Below are 19,553 nucleotides of genomic sequence, written 5' to 3'. Positions count from 1 at the left end.
CCCGCGACGGTCTCTGCAGGCGGCGGTTGCCGCGCGCATCACCTTCGTTGAATTGTGCTGTTTTCAGGCGGATGGTTTACCTTCGCCGGATGTGGTGCTGACTAGCCATCGGCACGTTCTCCGCGTTGAATAATGACCGTCCCGCTGTCGCCGTCGAGAATCAAGGTGTCGCCGCTGTTGATCAGCTGGGTGGCGTTCTTGAGATTGACCGCCGCGGGGATGCCGAATTCGCGTGCGACGATGCAGCTGTGGGACAGCGCGGAGCCGATATCGGTGACGATGCCCGCCGCCAGCGCGAAGAGCGGGGTCCAGCTGGCGTCGGTAAAGCGCGCCACCAGGATTTCGTTGGGCTGCAGCTCGCCGGCCTGCGCCAGCAGATCGGTGATGACGCGCGCTTTCGCCACCACTTTGCCAGGGCTGGCCGCCAGGCCGGACAGCATGCCGGCGGCGTTTTCCGCCGTGGGGGCTTTCATCCTGGGCTGATACCCCCCGACGATCGCCATCGGCGGCTCTTCCGCATGCAGGTTCAGCAGATGCTGGTGGCGATTGCGCTCGATCAGATCGGCGGCGAACGCCTCCTGCGCCGACTGTTCCCCCGCCATAAACGCGCGGAAGCGCTCGAAGTCCACATAGGGCAGATCGGCCTGTTTGACCAGGCCTTGCGCCTCCAGGCGCCGCAGCACTTCCAACATGATGCGGCGGTAGAACCAGGTTTCGGTGACGAAGGTTGGCCGGGTCGCTTCGCGGCGTTCGGCCATCACGCCATACAGTTTGGTGATGAACTTCAGCTTCATCCGGCCAAACCAGGGCATCGCTTTAAGCAGCGTCTCGCTGTCTTCATGGCGCAGCCGCTCTGTTTCCCGCAGTTTCGTGTGCAGATCCACCGGATGTTGCAGATACATTTTCATCACTTGCAGCAGGTAGCTGGGATCGTCGTTCCAGCGCGGAAGACTCAATTCGAACTCCTGGCGGCCACGGGCGCCGAACTCGAACAGGAAGGCGCTGAAGTCGCTTTGCCAGAAGGCGCGCGATTCGGGATCGATGGGCAGGACGGTGACCAGTTCCTGTGCGCTGTGTCGCTCGAACACGGCCTTCAACGCCGGTTGACGATTGACCGTCTCCACCAGGCTGAGAATGCCCAGCGTGACTTCGATGGTGCGCAGGTTGTTCATCGACGCCTTGATGCGATTTTGCAATCCGTTGCCTCGGCCTTTGAGGTAACGTTCGCAGGTCAGTGCCAGCGCATCGTAGAGCGCGAACGACTGAAGGAAGAAGGGCATATAGGCGGCGCAGCTGTCGAGGAAGTAACCGTCGATGCGGCTGAGTTCCCGCTTCAGCTCCTGATGCGTCATGGTGGTCAGATCCAGCGCCAGAAAGCGGCGCGTCTCGCGCTGGCGCAGGGCGATCATGGCATCGACGGTCGCGCCGGCGCTGCGCAGGTTATGCCTCTGCTGTTTCAGCCAATGCCAGGCGCTCTTGAGATAAGCCCATCCCTGTACGCCGGGGCCATAGGGGTTTTTGTACCCGCTGAAATCGATATCGGCGGTGGCGTAGCGGGTCGTGAACTTCATTTCGTCGCGGGTGGGCGGGCATTGGCGGAGCATGTAGGCCGATCCGGAGATATTCAGATAGACGTAGCCTTGCAAATACCCCATATAAATCTGCCAATCGCCGATATCCGCCAGCCCCATGGTTTTGATCGCCGGGCCATGAATATGCTTTTGGTAGAACTGGCAAAACGACAGCCCCAGCGGCGTCATCAAGCCGGTGACGATCTCGCCGGTGTCCATTCGGGAGAAAAAGGCCTGTTCCTTGATCGTCGGATCGCTTTCCCACGGGTTGGCGTAAAGCATCTGAACCGGTTTGGCCTGCGTGGTGATCGGCCGCGCCTGCAGGAGCCACACGCGATCGTCTTTCACCGCCCATTCGATATCCAGTTCCGCGCCGTAAATCATCCGCGTTTGCCTGGCCAGCCTGGCAAGCTGTTGCAGCTGTTCCGGGGTTAGGCTGGGAGCGTCTCGCCTGGCTTCGGGCGTTTGCAGCAGCGTGACCTGTCCCTGCGGATCGCGTTGGCAATAGTGCGGTTTGTGACGAATTTGCCGCTCGCGGATCTCGCCGCTCGCCTTATCCAAAATGAAGCTGTCGGTGGTGACCTGTCCGGAGACCACGCCTTCCCCCAGTCCCCAGCAGCTGTCGATGACGATGTGGTTGGCATCGCCTGTCAGCGGATCTTGGGTAAACATGACGCCGGCGGCGTCCGCATCCACCATGATTTGCAAGACGACGGCGATATCGCTCTGCGCCGCCGATGTCCGGCTATACTGGGCGGCGCGTTCCGCCCAGAGCGACGCCCAGCAGGATTGCACCTTGCGCACCACCTCGTCATCCCCGCGCACGTGCAGGTAAGTGTCGTATTGCCCGGCGAAAGAGTGGGTCAGGCCGTCTTCTTCCAGCGCCGAAGAGCGCACGGCGAGCGAGGCGCCGTCGCCCAACTGTTTGCAGGCGTGACGGATCGCCAGATCGAGCGGGGCGGGGATGGCGGCGCTCAAAATCATATCGCGCACGTTGCCCGGCGCGCCCGTGTCGAGCAGCGCTCCCGGCACGGCGAATTCGATAAACTGCCGGTAAGCCTGCGCGGTGATGCAAAACGCCGGCGGCACCGGCAAGCCCGCCTGAATCAAATGATTCAACGAATGGGCTTTGCCGCCCAGGCGATGGGGTTCCAGCGTTTTATCGCCGGAAAGCTCAACCACCAGGGTAGGATTCATGACATCACCTCCGCAGGCGTAACGGGCATTGCGAGGCGTTCTCTCACCGCTTTGGCGGCGTTCAACCCGGCTAACACCGCGCTTTCGATATTACCGATGCCCACGCTGTCCTGATTGGCGAAGTGAATATTCTCAAACGGCCTGCTGGCCTGGTGAAACACGCCCTGAGCCTGTTGTCCGGCGACCGAGGTCACCAGACCCGCGGGCCAGAACCAGATTTGAATGTCTTCAATGATGTCGGCGTCAATGCCCATGTTGCCCAGCACTTTGGCGATTTCGATATAGGTCTGTTGCTGCAGCGCCGGGAACTCGTTCTGCGCGGTGCGACCTTGCCGCTCTGGGCGAGTGGTCGGTTTGAGCAGGGTTAATACCCCGGTTTCCGCGCTGAGGCGATTGTCCATCCAATTGGCGATCAGGCAGGTGCCGGCTTTGCTCCAATAGTAAGGTGTGCGGGTGTTTTCCGGCTCGATCAGATAGCCGCCGAACGAGTGTTCGAGGATCGGTTTTTTCAACAGCACGTTCGCCAGGTAGTAATCTTCATGGCGGATCTGACGGATCGCCGCCAATTGCTCTTTGGGCAGGGTGGGCAACCAGGTGGGCAAATGCGTTTTGGGGGCGGCCCAGATCACTTGTTTGGCTCTGATTTCGCTGGCCGCGCCATTGACGCTGAACCGGATCACCGTTTCGTCGCCGCCGGGCGTGATGCTTTGAAGCTGTACGCGGCTTTGCAGCCTGACGTTGTTTTGCTCCTCAAGATAGTCGAGCAGCCCGGCGCTGATGCTGCCGTTACCGCCCGGCAGCGTGACCAGATTGCCGCGTAAATACCCCACCAGGAAGTGCAATCCGACATAGGCGGAGACTTCGCGAATATCGAGACATTCCACGCGCAGCGTGGTGCTGACGGCATTCTCTACCAGCTTGCCGAATTTTCTCGGTGGCCGCAGATCCGCCGGGATCTGATCCAGTTTGTGCGGTTCGAACAGATAAGTGTACAGCGGGATAGTGTCGAGCAGCGCCATATTCGCTTTGCTCCAGGTGCTCTGCGGCGTCCAGGGCAGGCTGGGGTACCGCTCGCCGCGCGGCGAGAAGGTATCGAGGAAGGCGTACAGATCGGCAAAGATCGGATCGCCCAGCTGTTTTGCCGCGATAACATAAGGTTTACCGATCAAGGCATGCAGGAATAGTTGTCCCGTCAGGCGCCAGACGGCAGGTTTCAGCAGGTAGACCGGCTGTTTGAGAAAACCAACGACGACTTCACCCAGGCATCGGAGCAGCAAGAAGGTGTCGAAAAACACCAGCGTGTCCTTTTCATTGGACTTGTAGGCGCCGCTCAGACCGATTTTCTTCAGCAGTTGCAACATGAACGAACCCGGCAATGGCTCCTGGAAGCAGACGCCGGCGATGGGAAACTTCAGGCGATTCACCGCGCGGTAGCGCGCGTTGCCGCCAAAGGAAGCGCTTTTTTCCAGCACCAGAACCCGGCGTTCGGTCAGTTCGCTGGCCGCGGCCAAACCGGAGACGCCGCCGCCGATGATCACCACGTCATACTCGCCGTCCAGCGTGGGGGTTACCGAGCCGCCTGACGCCGGCGTGGGCGTGGAAAAGTCGCGCGTGGGGAACGTGCGCGGCTTGGGTTTGCGGTGGTGTTGCTGCCGCAGCATGTACAGCGCCGCCAGCGCGAAAATCGCATCGAGCAATATGACCTGCGGCTGGGCGCGGTGCAGGATCGTGACAAATCCCGCCATCATCAGCAGCTGGCAGTAGATGATCAATGTCGTCCAACGCGGGTTGAACATCAAGACCGCACCGGAGGCAAACAGCGCCACGCCGATCAGCGCGTTAACCGCTGTACCCTGCGCCGCCAGCCAAGCCGTCGCTCCGGCGTACCAGGTGCCCTGGTTCGCCACGGCCGCCTGCTGCAGAATATCGGCGACGTTTTCCAACTGAGGGAAGGCTTTCGCCAGGCCGGCCAACATATAGAGCACGGCAAAAACGCGTTGAACGATCATCATGCGCCTCCCCGCAGACCCAGCTTGCGGGCGACAATTTCTTTTTGTATCTCGTTGGTGCCGGAGAAGATCCGGCTGGGGATCACGTTCAGCAAGTGGCGCACCAGACCGAGTTCTTGATCCATGCCGGCTCCGCCGAAGATTTGAATCGCGTCCAGCGCGGACTGCACGGCATATTCGGAAATCAACAGTTTGCTCATGGCGATGTCGATCTCGGCGTCCTGGCCCCGATCGTGTTTCCAACAGGCGCGGTAGAGCATTAGCCGACACTGTTCCAGACGCAGTTTCATCTCGATGATGCGGTTGGAGACGGACTGAAATTGGCCGATCGCTTTGCCGAATTGTCGGCGTTGTTTGGCATAGTCCAGCGCACTGTCGAACACGCGCTCCATTGCGCCGATAAACAGAGCCGACAGGCAGCCCTTTTCCCAGATCATTGAATCGTGGAAGATGGCGCCGCCGGCGCCCGGCATGCCGAGCCGTTGGGACTCTGGAATGAAGACGTCGTTGAAGGTCAGTTCGCTCCACGGGCAGTTGGAGAGGCAATCTTTCGGGCTGACGGCGCCTACGTTTAAGCCTGGCATCCCTTTCTCGAGCACAAATGCGGACACGCCCATAAAGCCATGTTCGGGATGGGTTTTCGCATAGACGATGAAGATGTCGGCAATCGGCGCGTTGGTGATGAAAATTTTGTTTCCGTTGAGCCGGTAGCCGCCTTCACAGGGTTGAGCGGTTGATTTCATGGCATAAATATCGGAACCGGCGTCCGGCTCCGTCGCCGCATTCGCCGCGATCAGTTTTCCGGCCGCCAACGCTTCGAGATACTGCGCTTTTAATGCTTCGGAACCGAAGCGGGAAAGCGGGATCACGCAGGCGCACAGATGGGCGCAGAGCGAAAAGGACATGCCGATGTCGCGGCTGCCTTTACCCAGCGCCTCAATCATCAGCGCAGTATCGAGCGCGCTCATGCCCAATCCGCCGAACGCGCTCGCCACGGGGGCTCGGGTAAAACCATAGGCGGCGGCTTGTCGCCACAAATCCAGGCTTAATACCTGCCGTGAAAGCCGATCATGCGCATCCTGATCCAGCACCTCGCGGGCAAAACGCTGAGCGGATTCGCTTAGAGCCTGCTGCTCGCTTGATAAGTTAAAATCCATGACGAACTCCGCCATCGGGTTGAGAGATTAAATTAGCTAATATTTCTAGTTTGGAGGTGGCCAAAACTCAAACAGGCGCAGTAATGGCAAATGTAAACAAATGTTTATTTATGTGGTCTATTATTACAATTTTGTTAATTTGTGTTTTTATTTTGTTGTTTTAATTGTGTTTTATTTTGTGTTATTTATACACAAAAATTTACATATAATAAAAATCTTAATTTGATCAAATTTTAATAGGTTAGATTGTCTATTGTTTTTTGATGAATACTTTGCAAGTGAAGTATCTATCTTTTGGCTGTGGCTATCGGTTTCTCATCGCTATCGACGGTAGGGCGTTGAGGCTTGGTGAGTGGCGGAAAGCGGCTTAAGATAGGAGGTGAGCAGGAGCATTCCGGAGGAAAAAATGAATATTAGCGACGTCGCGAAAAAGACCGGGTTAACCAGCAAGACGATTCGTTTTTACGAGGAGAAAGCGCTGATTACCGCCCCGATCCGCAGCGATAACGGTTATCGCCATTATTCCGCCAGGCACGTTGAAGAGCTGACGCTGCTGCGCCAGGCGCGGCAGGTGGGCTTCAACCTGGACGAGTGCCGTGAGCTGGTGGCCTTGTTCAACGATCCGGCCCGTCACAGCGCCGACGTGAAGGCGCGCACGCTGCAGAAGGTGGCGGAGATCGAAAGGCACATCAGCGAACTGGGAGAAATGCGCCAACGCCTGTTGACGCTGGCGGAACAATGTCCGGGCGACGAGGGGGCCGAGTGCCCCATCATCAATAATCTGGCGGGATGCTGTCGTTCGAATTAACGGCTGATGGCGCGGATCACCAGTGTGACCCCTTCCACCGCCACCACTTCCACTTCGGTGCCGGCGGGCAGATCTTCCGCCGCCTGCGCGCGCCAGCTGCTGTCGCCGATATTGATGCGCCCCATGCCGTTGTGCATCGCCTCCGTCAGCGTGGCGCGGGTGCCGATCAGCTGACGGTTGCGCTGGTTGAGCACCGGTGAACCGCCGGACACGGCCGCCGGGCGGTGACGCAGCCAGTACCACCACAGGTAGGCGACGACGACGGTCAGGACGGCGAAGATCACGCCTTGCCATTCCCAGGTGAGCGTCGGCAGCAGCCAGATCAAGGCGCCGACCAACAGCGCCGCCACGCCGCTCCACAGCAGGTAGCCGCCGGCGCCGAGCATTTCCGCCGCCAGCAACACGCCCCCGAGGGAGAGCCAGAACCACAGCGGATTCGCCGCGATCAGTTCGAGCATGATTATTTGCCTTTGCTTTCTTTCAGCAGTTCGGTAATGCCGCCGATCGAGCCGAGCAGGCTGCTGGCGTCCAGCGGCATCATCACCACTTTGCTGTTGTTGGAGGAACCGATCTTCTGCAGCGCGTCGGTGTATTTCTGCGCCACGAAGTAGTTCACCGCCTGAATGTTGCCGCTGGCGATGGCGTCGGACACCAGCTGGGTGGCGCGCGCCTCGGCCTCGGCGGCGCGCTCACGCGCTTCCGCCTGCAGGAACGCCGACTGGCGTTCGCCCTCGGCCTTCAGGATCTGCGATTGTTTCTCACCCTCGGCGCGCAGAATGGCCGCCTGGCGCACCCCTTCCGCCTCCAGGATGTCGGCGCGCTTGGTTCGCTCGGCCTTCATCTGGGCGTTCATCGAGGCGATCAGTTCCGCCGGTGGGCGCACGTCGCGGATCTCGATACGGGTGATCTTCACCCCCCAAGGATTGGTCGCTTCATCGACGATGTGCAGCAGGCGGCTGTTGATGCTGTCGCGCTGCGACAGCATTTCGTCCAGCTCCATCGAGCCGAGCACGGTGCGGAAGTTGGTCATGGTGAGGTTGACGATCGCCTGTTCGAGGTTGCTGACCTCGTAGGCGGCGCGCGCCGGGTCGACGACCTGGATAAAGCACACCGCATCGATGGCGACGTTGGCGTTATCGCGGGAAATCACTTCCTGCGAAGGGATGTCCAGCACCTGCTCCATCATATTGATTTTACGGCCGATGCGGTCCATGAACGGCACCACCAGGTTCAGGCCCGGCATCAGCGTTTTGGTGTAGCGGCCGAAGCGTTCTACCGTCCATTGGAACCCCTGCGGCACAATTTTGACGCCGGCGAACACCACAATCAGCGCGACGACGATCACGATGGGAATAAAAGTAAGCATGCAAACCTCCTGTCAGACATATGTAAACAGATATTACGCCAGCGCCGGAAAAATGCCTACCGATACCGCGACTTAATCCAGGGCGTTGGTGATTCCGCCATAAGCGGAACCGCTGTTCCGAACAGGGAGAAAAACGTTATTGAAATAAGTCTGGCACAGTTGGCAGATAAGTATGCCTAAATGGCATGATTTCAATAATTTTTATTCATTTCATGATGTTGCTCGCCTTGGCTAGAGTAAAAACACCCCCGTGTTTACCGTCAAAAATTTGTCATTTTTATTTGCGACTATGCTTTTTGAAATGACATTTCGGCCAAGGATTGTTATGGATTCGCTCAGTGTTGATGAACTCGCCCAGAAGAAAGACCGCTGGTATCGCATTGTAGAGGAGATGCTGGCCGAAGCCGGCGTCGCCATCAACGGCCCGCGCGCCTGGGATATCCGGGTGCATAACCCGGCGCTGTTCAAACGCATTTTGCAGGAAGGCTCGCTCGGCTTCGGCGAGAGCTATATGGACGGCTGGTGGGAATGCGAACGGCTGGACATGCTGTTTACCCGCATTCTGCAGGCCGGCGTCGATGAGCGGCTGCCGAAAAGCCTGAGCGACATCGCGCGCATCGCCTATGCCCGGCTGTTCAACCGCCAATCGCGCAAGCGCGCCTGGCAGGTGGGCAAAGAGCATTACGACATCGGCAACGACCTGTTCCGGGCGATGCTCGATCCTTACATGCAATACTCCTGCGGCTACTGGAAAGAAGCGCAGACGCTGGAGCAGGCGCAGCAGGCCAAGCTCAGGATGATCTGCGAAAAACTGCAGCTGAAACCGGGCATGACGCTGCTGGATATCGGCTGCGGCTGGGGCGGGTTGGCGCAGTTTGCGGCGCAAAACTACGGCGTCTCGGTGCACGGCGTGACCATTTCAGCCGAGCAGCAGAAGCTGGCGCAGGCACGCTGCGCCGGGCTGGACGTCGAGATCTTGCTGCAGGATTACCGCGATCTGGATCGTCAGTTTGATCGCATCGTGTCGGTCGGCATGTTCGAGCACGTCGGGCCGAAAAACTACGAGACCTATTTCAGCGTCGCGGCGCGCAACCTGAAGCCCGATGGCCTGTTTTTGCTGCACACCATCGGTTCCAATCAAACCGACCTTAACGTCGACGCCTGGATAGACAAATACATCTTCCCCAACGGCTGCCTGCCTTCGGTGCGGCATATCGCCGAGGCCAGCGAAGGGCGTTTCGTGATGGAGGATTGGCACAACTTCGGCGCCGATTACGATCGCACGCTGATGGCCTGGCTGGAGAATTTCAAACGGGCGTGGCCGGAATTGGCGGGCGGTTATTCCGAGCGCTTCGAGCGCATGTTCACTTATTACCTGAACGCCTGCGCCGGCGCGTTTCGTTCGCGCAACATTCAGCTGTGGCAGGTGTTGTTCAGCCCGGCGGGCGTGGAGGGCGGGGTGCGGGTCTATCGCTAATTCCCGTCATCTTTCAAGCTGCTTCTGTGTTGGCTGTGTTTGCGCGTCCCGGTCACTGACTTGAGTAGGTTCCCGGGGACTTGCAAACACAGCCAACAACGATGCGGCTGGAAAGAAGCAGGGTATATCAGTACAGCAGGGAGTACAGCTGGCGGCGATATTTAGCGGCCAGCGCGTCGCCGGTGCCGAGTGCGGCCAGAATGTCCATCAGGGTCTTGCGCGCGTTGCCGTTGGCGGCGGCCAGATCTTTCTTCAGATGCCCCATCAGCAGTTCCAGCGCTTCTTCGTTACGCCCGACCTGATGCAGTTGCAGCGCCAGCTGCACCGCCAGCTCGACGTTGTCCGGCTCTTGCTGCACCTGCTGTTGCAGCTGTTGGATTTCCGGCGTGTCCGCTGCCTGCTTCAACAGTTCAATCTGCGCCACCAGGCCCTGATAGCGCGTATCGCGATCCTGCAGCGGGATGGTCGCCAGCACCGCTTCGGCGTCTTCGCTGCGGCTGAGGGCGATCTGCGTTTCGGCCAGCGTCAGGCCGATGTCGCTGCGCTGCTGGCTGCTCTGCCAGGCGTCTTTCAGCAGCGGCAGCGCTTCGGCGGCGTTGCCGGCGGCCAGCAGTTCCTGCGCCTGCGCCAGTTTCAGATCTTCTTCCTTCGGCAGGAAACGCTGCAGCAGGTCGCGGATCGCTTCTTCCGGCTGCGGGCCCTGGAAGCCGTCGACCGGTTGGCCGTCTTTAAACAGGTAGACCGTCGGAATGGAACGCAGCCCGAACTGGGAGGCGATCATCTGCTCGGCGTCGCAGTCCACCTTGGCCAGAATGAACTGACCGGCGTATTCCGCCGCCAGCTTGTCCAGCACCGGCGTGAGCTGCAGGCAGTGTTGGCTGCGCTCGGACCAGAAGTAGAACAGCACCGGAATGGACATCGACTGTTCCAGCGTCTGGTGCAGGTTAGTTTCGTTAATATCAACAACAGCTTGAGCTAGCATCTTTTTTCTCTCTGATCGTGCGGAGCCATGGGGTGTAAATGGGGGCGCGCCGCCATTCTTCAACCCCGTCGGGCGAATTAAGCGTTGCTGCGCAGCAGCCAATCCAGACAGCGGCCCGGCAAAATGCGGCGCAGCACGCTCATCGCGTGCGCCAGCAGGGTGACCGGATAGCGCAGTTTGGCGCGCGGGCTTTCCAGCGCGTGGCGCAGTTTGGGCAGAATGGCCTCCGGCGGCAGCGTCAGGCGCTTGGCGATGCCGGGGTTGTGCACCGGCTTGTCGCTCTGCGCCTGGTTGACGTTCTGGCTAAAGTGGGTGGAGATTGGCCCCGGTTCGATCAGGCTGACCTGAATGCCGCTGCCGTGCAGCTCCATGCGCAGCGCGTCCGACCAGGCTTCCAGCGCGAACTTGCTGGCGGCGTAGGCGCCGCGCCCGGCGCTGGAGACCAGACCCATCACCGAGCTGGTTTGAATGATGCGCCCTTCGCCGTGCGGCAGCATTGCCGGCAACAGCAGCTGGGTTAGCTGGTGGGTGCCGAACAGGTTGGTGGCGAACTGCCGCTCCAGCTGGCTGCGCGAAATGCGGCTGAGCGGGCCGTAAACGCCGAACCCCCCGTTATTGAACAGGCCGTACAGGCGGCCGTCGGTCAGCGCGATCACCTCGGCGGCGGCGCGCTCGACGCTGGCGCTGTCGTCCAGATCCAGCTCGATGCCTTCCAGCCCGAGCTGGCGCATGTTTTCCACGTCCTGCGGCTTACGGCAGGCGGCCAGCACCCGGTAGCCGCGGTTGCGCAGATCCTGCGCCGCAATCAAGCCAATCCCGCTGGAACAGCCGGTTATCAATACCGCTTTTTGCATAACTTTACCTAGTGTACGACCCTAATTTAGTGAGACTCATGCTTTACTAGCGGTTCCAGGCGCTTCGCCATCCAGGTGGCGATAAACGGCTGAGCGTCCCCATTGGGGTGCAATCCGTCATCCTGCATCCATTCCGGCTTTACCACCACCTGTTCCATATAGAACGGCAGCAGCGGAATGTTGAACTGCTTGGCCAGCGCCGGGTAGACGGCGCTGAACGCCTCGGTATAGCGGCGGCCGTAGTTAGGCGGGATGCGGATCTGCATCAGCAGCGGCTGCGCGCCGGCCTGCTGCACCCGTGTGATGATTTGGCCGAGATCGCGCTGTACGTCCTGCGCCGGGAAGCCGCGCAGGCCGTCGTTGGCGCCCAGCTCGATCAGCACCCAGTGCGGCTGATGCTGTTTCAGCAGCGCGGGCAGACGCGCCAGCCCCTGTGCGGCGGTGTCGCCGCTGATGCTGGCGTTGACCAGCTGCGGCGCGCCCGGTTTTTTCTGCCACTGTTCGGCCAACAGCGTCGGCCAGGCCCGCTCGATCGGCAGGCGATAGCCGGCGCTTAAACTGTCGCCCAAAATCAATAAGGTATCGGCGGCGGCAGCGCGTAAACTGAATAATCCCAACAGCAAAAGGAAGGGAAGATGCCAGCGGAAAACGTTCTTGAAGTTCATCATCTTAGTAAACACGTTGGTCAGGGTGAGCATCAGCTCACCATCCTCACCGGAGTCGAGCTGCTTGTCAAACCCGCGCAGACGATCGCCCTGATCGGCGAATCCGGATCGGGGAAATCGACCTTGCTGGGCATTTTGGCCGGGCTGGACGACGGCAGCGAGGGCGAGGTGCGTTTGCTCGGCGAGTCGCTGACCGCGTTGGACGAAGAGGGGCGCGCTGCGCTGCGCGCCAGGAACGTCGGCTTTGTGTTTCAGTCGTTCATGTTGGTGCCGACGCTGAACGCGCTGGAGAACGTGCAGCTGCCGGCGCTGCTGCGCGGCGAGAGCGACAGGCAGAGTCGCGAGCAGGCGGTGCAGTTACTGGAACAGCTGGGGCTGGGCAAACGTCTCGATCACCTGCCGGCGCAGCTGTCCGGCGGCGAGCAGCAGCGCGTGGCGCTGGCGCGCGCCTTCAGCGGCCGGCCGCGGGTGCTGTTCGCCGATGAACCGACCGGCAACCTCGATCGTCAGACCGGCGATCGCATCGCCGACCTGCTGTTCTCTCTCAACCGCGATTTTGACACCACCCTGATCCTGGTGACCCATGACGAAACCCTGGCGGCGCGCTGCCAGCGGCGGCTGCGGCTGCGTGAAGGCAAGCTGTGGGAGGAAGCATGATCTGGCGCTGGTTCTGGCGCGAATGGCGCTCGCCGTCGCTGCTGATCGTGTGGCTGGCGCTGACGCTCTCCGTCGCCTGCGTGCTGGCGCTTGGCAGCATCAGCGATCGCATGGACAAAGGGCTCAGCCAGCAGAGCCGCGATTTTATCGCCGGCGATCGGGTGCTGCGCAGCGCGCATCCGGTGCCGGAAGGCTGGCTATTGGACGCGCAGCAGCAGGGGCTGAAGGTGAGCCGTCAGCTGTCGTTCACCACCATGACCTATGCCGGCGATCGGCCGCAGCTGGCGGACGTGAAAGCCACCGATTTGGCCTATCCGCTGTACGGCAAGCTGGAAACGCGCCCGGCCAACATCAAACCCGAACCGGGCAGCGTGCTGGTGGCGCCGCGTTTGTTGGCGCTGCTGAACGTGAAAGTGGGGGATTCGCTGGAGGTGGGCGACACTACGCTTCGCATCGCCGGTGAAATCATTCAGGAGCCGGATGCCGGCTTCAATCCGTTCCAGACCGCGCCGCGCATCATGATCAACCTGGCGGACGTCGATAAGACCGGCGCGGTGCAGCCGGGCAGCCGCCTGACCTACCGCTACATGTTCGCCGGCGCTGAGCCGGATATTCAGCGTTACGAGGAACGGCTGGCGCCGCAGTTGACGCCGGATCAGCGCTGGTTCGGGCTGCAGGAATCCGGCAGCGCGCTCGGCAAGTCGCTGCAGCGCTCCCAACAGTTCCTGCTGCTGTCGGCCCTGCTGACGCTGCTGTTGTCGATCGCCGCCGTGGCGGTGGCGATGAGCCACTATTGCCGCAGCCGTTACGATCTGATCGCGGTGCTGAAAACCCTCGGTGCCGGGCGCGGCGCGCTGCGTAAATTGATCGTCGGCCAGTGGCTGGCGGTGATGGCGCTGGCGGCGGCGTGCGGCGGGGCGATCGGGCTGGCGTTTGAAGCGTTGCTGATCCGCCTGCTGAAGCCGGTATTACCGGCTGCATTGCCTGCCGCCGGCGCCTGGCCGTGGCTGTGGGCGCTCGGCGCGCTGGTGCTGATCTCGCTGCTGGTCGGGCTGCGGCCGTATCGCCAGCTGCTGGCCACCCAGCCGCTGCGGGTGCTGCGCCGAGACGTGACGGCCAACGTCTGGCCGCTGCGCTACTTCTTGCCGGTGACGGCGGCGATCGTGGTGGCGCTGTTGGTGGCGCTGATGGGGGCCAGCACGCTGCTGTGGGCGATCCTGGCTGGCATGGCGGTGCTGGCGCTGCTGCTGGGCGGCATCGGCTGGGGCAGCCTGCTGTTGTTGCGCCGCATCACGCTCAAGAGCCTGGCGCTGCGGCTGGCGGTCAACCGCCTGCTGCACCAGCCGTGGGTGACCATCAGCCAGCTGGCGGCGTTTTCGCTGTCGTTCATGCTGTTGGCGCTGCTGTTGGTGCTGCGCGGCGATCTGCTCGAACGCTGGCAGCAACAGCTGCCGCCGGACAGCCCGAACTATTTCCTGCTCAATATGACCGAGGCGCAGGTGCCGCAGGTGAAAGCCTTCCTGCAGCAGCACCAGATCAAGCCGGAAACCTATTATCCGATCGTCCGGGTGCGCCTGACCGAGATAAACCAGCAGCTGGCGACCGAGCGGGTGCATGAAGACGATCCGGGCGGCGAGGCGGTGAACCGCGAGCTTAACCTGACCTGGTTGGCCGATCTGCCGGATCACAATCCGCTGGTGGCGGGCAATTGGCCGCCGAAAACCGGTGAGGTTTCAATGGATGAAGGCATCGCCGGGCGGCTGAAGATCAAGCTGGGCGATACGCTGACCTTCAGCGGCGATACCCAGGCGTTCAGTGCCAAAGTTACCAGCCTGCGCCAGGTGGATTGGGAAAGCCTGAAGCCGAACTTTTACTTTATCTTCCCGCCGGGCGCATTGGACGGCCAGCCGCAGACCTGGCTCACCAGCTTCCGCTACGACGGTGACGGCCAGATGCTGACCCAGCTCAATCGCCAGTTCCCGACGCTCAGCCTGCTGGACATCGGCGCGATCCTGAAACAGGTCGGCGGCGTGCTGCAACAGGTCAGTCGCGCGCTGGAGGTGATGGTGGTGCTGGTAGTGCTGTGCGGCGGCCTGCTGCTGCTGGCGCAGGTGCAGGTCGGCATGCGTCAGCGGCGGCAGGAGTTGGTGGTGTACCGTACGCTGGGGGCCGGCAAACGGCTGCTGCGCCGCACGCTGTGGTGCGAGTTTGCCCTGCTGGGGTTGGTAGCGGGCATCGCGGCGGCGGTGGGCGCCGAGGCGGCACTGTGGCTACTGCAGAGCCGGGTGTTTGACTTCCCGTGGACGCCGACGCCGGTGCTGTGGTGGGCGCTGCCGCTGGCCAGCGCGCTGCTGCTGTCGCTGTGCGGCGGCTGGCTGGGCGTGCGCCTGCTGCGCGGCAAGGCGCTGTTCCGCAGTTATGAGGGCTAGTTGATATCGAGGCAGGTAGCGGCCGAAAAGGGTGAGTCTCTTTGATCCGGGCAGGGGACTCAGTAAGCGGCGGGCATTTTCCCCGCCGCTTACCTTAATAGAGTTTTGAATGCTTATTAACTGTGAAATCTTCATTTATTAAGTAGTAGTAGTTAAAACAATCTTCGAATGAAAACCCTCCTGTTTTTTGACAGTATTTCGTTATTCTACCTTTTTTATTGCTGAGGGATTGGCTTGTCATTGTCATTAGTAATGTTATTACATTCCGGTTGAATATATCGTTGTGGTTAGAGATAAAAGAATCAGGTACTGAAATGAAATCTATAGGATCGTTGTCGAAACAAGGGAGTCTATCATGGTGATATTGTTCTTTCTGGTGCAGGGTACGGGTACAATAAGAATTAAATTTCCATGGTCCGATAATGCCGGAATTGATAGCTTCCGATATCAATTGCTCAATGTCTAACAGGTCTTCTTTTTTTGATATTTGCGCGGGAATATGGTACTGAGATGTCCTGGTGTCGCTCACGGTATGTTCTTTATTATACATGTAACCCGTGGTAAACATTTTAAAGTTGCCTACCGTTATATCGTCAAGATCCTGCTCTTTTATTTTATATTTTACCCCGAAGTAATCTCTTTCTATCTCTACCTGTGACCATCTTATGTTTTTGCCAAAAAACTGACCTACCGGGAATGCCACGTTGGTAGGGATATCAGCGCGAGAACTGATGACATACATCAGTGACGGCATGGGTTTTCCTTGAGCGCCCAGTCTCATGCTGCTCTCTTTTAAAAGGAGGGCTTGGTTTGCTTCTACCGCAGGGTTTAAAAGAATCAAGCCGTCGCCAAAGGGTTTCAATGTACTATTATTTTCAGCTGTTCTCATTCTCTCCAGCAGGTTATCGTTCAAAGCGGAAAGTAAAATATCGGCACCAAAGCTGTGTCCCACTGTGAGCATAAAATTATTGTTATTTTTACCAACGATTGACTCCAGCTTGATGAGAAAATCTTTTACTCCGTTGCGGCCCACCTCCTCTGCCACGGATTTACGATCCCAAAAAGTGAGGTTTTCAAGCTCTGCGCCATGAAAGCTCATTCCGCGCCAGCCAATGTAGATCCCCAATAGTTTTCTTTTTCCTATTATCCTTGGGGCAGCAACGTAGGAGAGCGTTTTTTGGAAGTTTTTTACATTTTTATCAAGTACGGATGCATTATGCTTCCAGCCATGGATAAACACGATGACACCAACGTCTTCTTTCTCTTCCATACGCGCTATATTTGATAAAAGCTGCGCTGTTTGCTGTGGAGCAAAATCATGGCCGCGCTCACTAAATTCGATAAACCCCAAATCATAGCCGGTGTGTGTCTCATAGTTACTGCCACACCCTCTCCAGTGGTCGCAGTTTTTCCCATCGGAAGTACGAAATGGTGCATTGGCCACACATCCGCTTAGCATTAAAATGAGGGTGAGAAATATAAGCTTCATTTTGTCACTCCGGAAGATATCAGTGCTTCAGTTGTAGCTCAGACCTTTTGGATGGTTGTTTTTAGAATGAATAGGTCAGTATCTATTTTAATGCATATAGTAATGACAATTTTTTATAATTTCATGTCATTAATTATTTTAGGTTTACAGACCCCTCATACTTTTATTTAATTATCATGTATAGTGTAAATTTAGCTCTTGATTTTATTTTTTCAAATTAGAATGATGCAGATTGATAGTGCAATGATTAAATGTTGGTGTTCGTCTTATTTTTGATGTTTTATTCAATATCTCATGCCGATATTGCTCATTGTTTATATATATTATGCTGTTGATAAATGACGCTATCGGGCGGTTTTTTTGATTGTACCAGGCCTAAAAAAGGGTTCAGCCAAAGCTGAACCCTTTTACTTTCGGCGGCGTGCGCTTTAGGCCAGCTTCTGCTGTGCCCAGGCCAGCCCGCTTTGGTATTCGCCCGGCAGCAGCGGTGCCAGCGCTTGCAGCGCCTGGCGCAGATCGGCGGTGTTCGGGTCGTTCAGATTGAGGTGGCCGACCTTGCGGCCAGGGCGCACCTCTTTCTCATACCAGTGCAGATGCACCAGCGGCAGCGACAGCCACTGTTCGTTGACGGCGGTGCCGATCAGGTTGACCATCACCGACGGCGTGCTCACCACCGGCTGCGGCAGCGGCAGGCCGAGGATGGCGCGCAGGTGCAGCTCGAACTGGCTGATGGATGCGCCGTTTTGCGTCCAGTGGCCGCTGTTGTGCACGCGCGGCGCCAGTTCGTTGATCAACAGTCGATCGCCGACGATAAAGCACTCCATCGCCATCACGCCGACGTAGTTCAGCTCGTTCAGGATCGCCGCCAGCATCTGCTCGGCCTGTTGCTGCAGCGCCGGATTGGGCTGCGGCAGCGCCACGCTGGCGCGCAGGATGCCGTCTTCATGCAGGTTGTGGGTCAGCGGGTAGAAGACCGAACGGCCGTCGTGGCCGCGCGCGCCCACCAGCGACACTTCGCCGGAGAAATTGATGCCTTGCTCGACGATGCACTCGCCATAGGCATCGGCCGGCAGTTCGGCTTCCTGGCCCGGGCGCAAGCGCCACTGGCCGCGGCCGTCATAGCCGCCGACCCGGCGTTTGACGATCGCCAGCTCGCCCAGCGCAGCGAACACCTGCGGCCATTCGGCGGCGCTCGCCAGCAGCTGCCACGGCGCGGTCGCCAGGCCGAGTTGATCGAGCAGCTGCTTTTGCGTCAGGCGATCCGCCAAACGCGGGAAGATGTCGCGGTTGACGAAGGCGCTGTGAGTCGCCAGTTCGCGCGTCAGCGCGGTTTCCGGCCAGCGTTCAATCTCGGCGGTAATGACGCTGTTCTGATACGGCACCGCCTCGGGTTCGGCATCGATGCCGACAGGGTAGACGGCGATGCCCAGCGGTTCGCCGGCCTGGCGCAGCATGCGCCCCAGCTGACCGTTGCCCAATACGCAAACCGGCTTCATGCGTCCTCCCGCGGATCGGGGTGGTTCAAAACGTCTTCAGTCTGCGCCTGACGCCAGTCCGCCAAACGCTGCGCCAGCGCGGCATCGTGCAGCGCCAGGATCTGCATCGCCAGCAGCCCGGCGTTGGCGGCGCCGGCTTTGCCGATCGCCAGCGTCCCCACCGGAATGCCGCGCGGCATCTGCACGATGGAGTAGAGGCTGTCCACGCCGCTCAGCGCGGCGCTTTGCACCGGCACACCCAGCACCGGCACCAGCGTTTTCGCCGCCAGCATGCCCGGCAGATGCGCGGCACCGCCGGCGCCGGCGATGATCACGTCAAAGCCGTTGGCGGCAGCCTGCTCGGCGAAGCTGAACAGCTTGTCCGGCGTGCGGTGAGCGGAAACGACTTCGACATGGAAGGGGACATCGAGCTGGGTCAGGACTTCGGCGGCGAACTGCATGGTGGCCCAGTCACTTTTCGATCCCATTACAATTGCGATTTTAGCCCCGGCATTGGCGGCTGAAGCGGCGTTGGCTCCCATGGGTGTAAGGCTCCTGTGATTTGTCTGGCGTCGGCTGAGGGCCGAATGAGGGCGTAGAGCATACCATGAGCGCACGGTAAGGAAAACGGTTGCGTCGCCGGTTTTCACCGGCGAAAGCGCGAATTTTCACCCGCGCGCCAGTGCGGCACTCAGAACGGGAATTGGATCAGCTCGACGGCGTCGGCGCTGACTTTGATCATCGATCCTTCGACGTGCCAGGCGCCCAGCACCGCGCGATGGGCTTCGCCGTTGCTCAACGCCAGCCGGTGCACCGCCGGACGATGGGTATGGCCGTGGATCATCCAGTGCACGTCGTGGCGCAGCATCGTTTGCTCGACCGCCTGCGGGTTGACGTCCATGATGGCTTCCGACTTGTACTGGTTGGATTGCTGGCTGCGGGCGCGCATGTTGGCGGCGATCTTCAGTCGCCAGCGCAGCGGCAGCGCGAGGAACAATTTTTGAATCAGCGGGTTGTGCACTTTACGGCGGAATTGCTGATAGGCTTGATCGTCGGTGCACAGGGTGTCGCCGTGCAGGATCAGGATCCTGCGGCCGTACAGCTCCAGCACTTTTTCTTCCGGCAGCAGCTGCATGCCGCTGGCGCGGGCGAAGCGCTTGCCGAGCAGAAAATCGCGGTTGCCGTGGATGAAATAGCAGGGCACGCCGGCCTGTTGCAGCGCTTTCAGCGCCGCGGCGATCTCCGCGTGCAGCGGCTCGGGATCGTCGTCGCCGATCCAGGCCTCAAACAGGTCGCCGAGGATGTACAGCGCGTCGGCGTGCACCGCTTCGCGCCGTAAAAAACGCAGAAAACCGGCAGTGATTGCCGGTTCCTGTGCGCACAAGTGCAGATCTGCGATGAACAGCGTACTCATGCA

At 59.5% G+C, this 19,553-nt stretch carries 16 protein-coding genes; 4 read left to right on the top strand and 12 right to left on the bottom strand.

The window, feature by feature from the left end; all coding sequences use genetic code 11:
* Positions 1-101: 101 nt before the first annotated feature.
* From pigC to pigA, 3 genes are read right to left on the bottom strand one after another with little or no spacing between them, the layout of a single operon-like run.
* Entirely contained in the window at positions 102-2,768 is a 2,667-nt protein-coding gene (gene pigC / locus JL05_RS22885; protein WP_033633957.1) for a prodigiosin ligase PigC, read from the bottom strand.
* Positions 2,765-4,780 carry a prodigiosin MAP biosynthesis oxidoreductase PigB gene (pigB, locus tag JL05_RS22880; RefSeq protein ID WP_228392558.1) on the bottom strand — a complete coding sequence of 672 codons (2,016 nt, stop codon included), beginning with the start codon at positions 4,778-4,780 and terminating at the stop codon, positions 2,765-2,767. Before pigB ends, pigC begins: the two co-directional genes overlap by 4 nt.
* On the bottom strand, positions 4,777-5,934 hold the full coding sequence (gene pigA / locus JL05_RS22875; RefSeq protein WP_033633955.1) for a prodigiosin MBC biosynthesis dehydrogenase PigA: 1,158 nt from the start codon (positions 5,932-5,934) through the stop codon (positions 4,777-4,779). The genes pigB and pigA overlap by 4 nt, the downstream gene beginning before the upstream one ends.
* 406 nt (positions 5,935-6,340) lie before the next feature.
* On the opposite strand from pigA, the gene cueR reads away from it, so the two are divergent.
* Entirely contained in the window at positions 6,341-6,742 is a 402-nt protein-coding gene (cueR, locus tag JL05_RS22870; RefSeq protein WP_015376888.1) for a Cu(I)-responsive transcriptional regulator, read from the top strand.
* On the opposite strand, the gene JL05_RS22865 is transcribed toward cueR, so the two are convergent.
* Both JL05_RS22865 and JL05_RS22860 read right to left on the bottom strand, forming a co-directional pair.
* Positions 6,739-7,200 carry an NfeD family protein gene (locus JL05_RS22865; RefSeq protein WP_033633954.1) on the bottom strand — a complete coding sequence of 154 codons (462 nt, stop codon included), beginning with the start codon at positions 7,198-7,200 and terminating at the stop codon, positions 6,739-6,741. The two genes, cueR and JL05_RS22865, sit on opposite strands and share 4 nt — an antisense overlap.
* A 2-nt stretch (positions 7,201-7,202) precedes the next feature.
* Positions 7,203-8,108 carry an SPFH domain-containing protein gene (locus JL05_RS22860; protein WP_004940203.1) on the bottom strand — a complete coding sequence of 302 codons (906 nt, stop codon included), beginning with the start codon at positions 8,106-8,108 and terminating at the stop codon, positions 7,203-7,205.
* 325 nt (positions 8,109-8,433) lie between these two features.
* On the opposite strand from JL05_RS22860, the gene cfa reads away from it, so the two are divergent.
* A complete protein-coding gene (cfa, locus tag JL05_RS22855; protein WP_015376906.1) occupies positions 8,434-9,585 on the top strand; it encodes a cyclopropane fatty acyl phospholipid synthase in 1,152 nt (383 codons plus the stop codon).
* Between the two features lie 127 nt (positions 9,586-9,712).
* On the opposite strand, the gene JL05_RS22850 is transcribed toward cfa, so the two are convergent.
* The 3 genes from JL05_RS22850 to tesA all read right to left on the bottom strand — a co-directional run bounded on the left by JL05_RS22850 (position 9,713) and on the right by tesA (position 12,086).
* Positions 9,713-10,567 carry a co-chaperone YbbN gene (locus JL05_RS22850; protein WP_004940198.1) on the bottom strand — a complete coding sequence of 285 codons (855 nt, stop codon included), beginning with the start codon at positions 10,565-10,567 and terminating at the stop codon, positions 9,713-9,715.
* 77 nt (positions 10,568-10,644) lie between these two features.
* Positions 10,645-11,421, bottom strand: a complete 777-nt coding sequence (locus JL05_RS22845) for an SDR family oxidoreductase (protein ID WP_004940195.1) — start codon at positions 11,419-11,421, stop codon at positions 10,645-10,647.
* A 26-nt stretch (positions 11,422-11,447) separates the two neighbouring features.
* On the bottom strand, positions 11,448-12,086 hold the full coding sequence (gene tesA / locus JL05_RS22840; RefSeq protein ID WP_162180466.1) for a multifunctional acyl-CoA thioesterase I/protease I/lysophospholipase L1: 639 nt from the start codon (positions 12,084-12,086) through the stop codon (positions 11,448-11,450).
* On the opposite strand from tesA, the gene ybbA reads away from it, so the two are divergent.
* Complete coding sequence (gene ybbA, locus JL05_RS22835; protein WP_004940192.1) at positions 12,057-12,743, top strand: putative ABC transporter ATP-binding protein YbbA; 687 nt, start codon at positions 12,057-12,059, stop codon at positions 12,741-12,743. The genes tesA and ybbA overlap by 30 nt on opposite strands.
* Positions 12,740-15,172 (top strand): putative ABC transporter permease subunit YbbP, encoded by a 2,433-nt coding sequence (gene ybbP, locus JL05_RS22830; RefSeq protein ID WP_033633952.1) that lies wholly within the window; start codon positions 12,740-12,742, stop codon positions 15,170-15,172. Before ybbA ends, ybbP begins: the two co-directional genes overlap by 4 nt.
* A 94-nt stretch (positions 15,173-15,266) precedes the next feature.
* Here ybbP and JL05_RS22825 read toward each other — a convergent pair whose 3' ends face one another.
* The 4 genes from JL05_RS22825 to JL05_RS22810 form a co-directional block, all read right to left on the bottom strand.
* The gene (locus JL05_RS22825) at positions 15,267-16,661 is read right to left on the bottom strand and encodes a hypothetical protein (RefSeq protein WP_050501284.1); all 1,395 of its coding nucleotides are present in this window, start codon (positions 16,659-16,661) and stop codon (positions 15,267-15,269) included.
* A 428-nt stretch (positions 16,662-17,089) separates the two neighbouring features.
* Positions 17,090-18,157 (bottom strand): 5-(carboxyamino)imidazole ribonucleotide synthase, encoded by a 1,068-nt coding sequence (purK, locus tag JL05_RS22820; protein ID WP_033633951.1) that lies wholly within the window; start codon positions 18,155-18,157, stop codon positions 17,090-17,092.
* Positions 18,154-18,678, bottom strand: coding sequence for a 5-(carboxyamino)imidazole ribonucleotide mutase (gene purE / locus JL05_RS22815; RefSeq protein ID WP_004940188.1), 525 nt, complete (start codon positions 18,676-18,678; stop codon positions 18,154-18,156). Before purE ends, purK begins: the two co-directional genes overlap by 4 nt.
* Positions 18,679-18,827: 149 nt before the next feature.
* The gene (locus tag JL05_RS22810) at positions 18,828-19,550 is read right to left on the bottom strand and encodes a UDP-2,3-diacylglucosamine diphosphatase (RefSeq protein WP_015376912.1); all 723 of its coding nucleotides are present in this window, start codon (positions 19,548-19,550) and stop codon (positions 18,828-18,830) included.
* Between the last annotated feature and the right edge of the window lie 3 nt (positions 19,551-19,553).

The organism is Serratia nematodiphila DZ0503SBS1 (assembly GCF_000738675.1).
Taxonomy (GTDB): Bacteria; Pseudomonadota; Gammaproteobacteria; order Enterobacterales; family Enterobacteriaceae; genus Serratia; species Serratia nematodiphila.
Note: the sequence above shows the minus strand (reverse complement) of the source record. Positions and strands in the feature narration are given on the sequence as shown.

Excerpts from the sequence above, each read along its gene's own strand:
- pigC (WP_033633957.1), bottom strand. The coding sequence starts at position 2,768 with ATGAATCCTACCCTGGTGGTTGAGCTTTCCGGCGATAAAACGCTGGAA.
- pigB (WP_228392558.1), bottom strand. The coding sequence starts at position 4,780 with ATGATGATCGTTCAACGCGTTTTTGCCGTGCTCTATATGTTGGCCGGC.
- pigA (WP_033633955.1), bottom strand. The coding sequence starts at position 5,934 with ATGGATTTTAACTTATCAAGCGAGCAGCAGGCTCTAAGCGAATCCGCT.
- cueR (WP_015376888.1), top strand. The coding sequence starts at position 6,341 with ATGAATATTAGCGACGTCGCGAAAAAGACCGGGTTAACCAGCAAGACG.
- JL05_RS22865 (WP_033633954.1), bottom strand. The coding sequence starts at position 7,200 with ATGCTCGAACTGATCGCGGCGAATCCGCTGTGGTTCTGGCTCTCCCTC.
- JL05_RS22860 (WP_004940203.1), bottom strand. The coding sequence starts at position 8,108 with ATGCTTACTTTTATTCCCATCGTGATCGTCGTCGCGCTGATTGTGGTG.
- cfa (WP_015376906.1), top strand. The coding sequence starts at position 8,434 with ATGGATTCGCTCAGTGTTGATGAACTCGCCCAGAAGAAAGACCGCTGG.
- JL05_RS22850 (WP_004940198.1), bottom strand. The coding sequence starts at position 10,567 with ATGCTAGCTCAAGCTGTTGTTGATATTAACGAAACTAACCTGCACCAG.
- JL05_RS22845 (WP_004940195.1), bottom strand. The coding sequence starts at position 11,421 with ATGCAAAAAGCGGTATTGATAACCGGCTGTTCCAGCGGGATTGGCTTG.
- ybbA (WP_004940192.1), top strand. The coding sequence starts at position 12,057 with ATGCCAGCGGAAAACGTTCTTGAAGTTCATCATCTTAGTAAACACGTT.
- tesA (WP_162180466.1), bottom strand. The coding sequence starts at position 12,086 with ATGAACTTCAAGAACGTTTTCCGCTGGCATCTTCCCTTCCTTTTGCTG.
- ybbP (WP_033633952.1), top strand. The coding sequence starts at position 12,740 with ATGATCTGGCGCTGGTTCTGGCGCGAATGGCGCTCGCCGTCGCTGCTG.
- JL05_RS22825 (WP_050501284.1), bottom strand. The coding sequence starts at position 16,661 with ATGAAGCTTATATTTCTCACCCTCATTTTAATGCTAAGCGGATGTGTG.
- purK (WP_033633951.1), bottom strand. The coding sequence starts at position 18,157 with ATGAAGCCGGTTTGCGTATTGGGCAACGGTCAGCTGGGGCGCATGCTG.
- purE (WP_004940188.1), bottom strand. The coding sequence starts at position 18,678 with ATGGGAGCCAACGCCGCTTCAGCCGCCAATGCCGGGGCTAAAATCGCA.
- JL05_RS22810 (WP_015376912.1), bottom strand. The coding sequence starts at position 19,550 with ATGAGTACGCTGTTCATCGCAGATCTGCACTTGTGCGCACAGGAACCG.